At 55.6% G+C, this 754-nt stretch carries 1 pseudogene; it reads right to left on the bottom strand.

The annotated features are described in order from the left end of the window. Nucleotides 1-754 (bottom strand): annotated as a pseudogene (locus PYR71_RS30690) (Ulp1 family isopeptidase); the annotation flags it as partial.

The following is a 754-nucleotide window of genomic DNA, read 5'->3' as shown; positions in this document are numbered from 1 at the left end:
GCAGCGGCGAAGTTGATCTGAACTCGGCACGTGGATCCGAACGGCCGTCCAGACCGGCCGGTTCCCGGCCACTTGCCGGCTCAGGGGACAACCCCGACGCTGCGTTCGCCTCAACGACTTGCTGGTACTGCCGAAGCCGATTGAAAGACATATTGAGTTTTTTTCCCACGGCTTCGGTGAAGTCTTGGTAATCTATTTTCAACGACCATTGCTGCTGATCACTGCCGTTGAGCCGGCTCGCTATGCTCTCCCGACCCCTGGTTTGCAGCCAATTACCAAACCTCCGTCGATTGTTGGTCAGATTCCAGATAACTTTCCTCTGCGAAGTCGAGTCCGGTCCGAGCTTGCTCAGCTCTTCCTTGGCTAGGTCATCAATGATGCGGGCGTCGTCGGGATAAGGATGATGCTGTTTCAACTGCGACTCGGCGCCTAGATACTGCCGCAGCCGATCGAAACTCACGCCCACTTTTTTTCCCATGGCTTCGATGAAGTCTTGGTAATCTTTTTGCAACGACTGTTGCTGCTGATCAGTACCGGTGAGTCGGCTGACTATGCTCTCCCTGCCCTCCCTTTGGAGCCAAGCGCTAAACTTTCGTTGGTGACTGGTATTATTCCGAGAAGTCGGGACCGGTCCGAACTTACTCAGCTCTTCCTTGGCCAAGCTATCAATGACGAGCGCGTCGTCGGGATAAGGATCATGTATCTGGCGCCCCATCAGGCGCGGCCCAGGTCCAACGGCTTGGAGTTCTTGCCC

It is taken from the genome of Rhizobium mulingense (genome assembly GCF_029194105.1).
Classification (GTDB): Bacteria; Pseudomonadota; Alphaproteobacteria; order Rhizobiales; family Rhizobiaceae; genus Rhizobium; species Rhizobium mulingense.
Note: the sequence above shows the minus strand (reverse complement) of the source record. Positions and strands in the feature narration are given on the sequence as shown.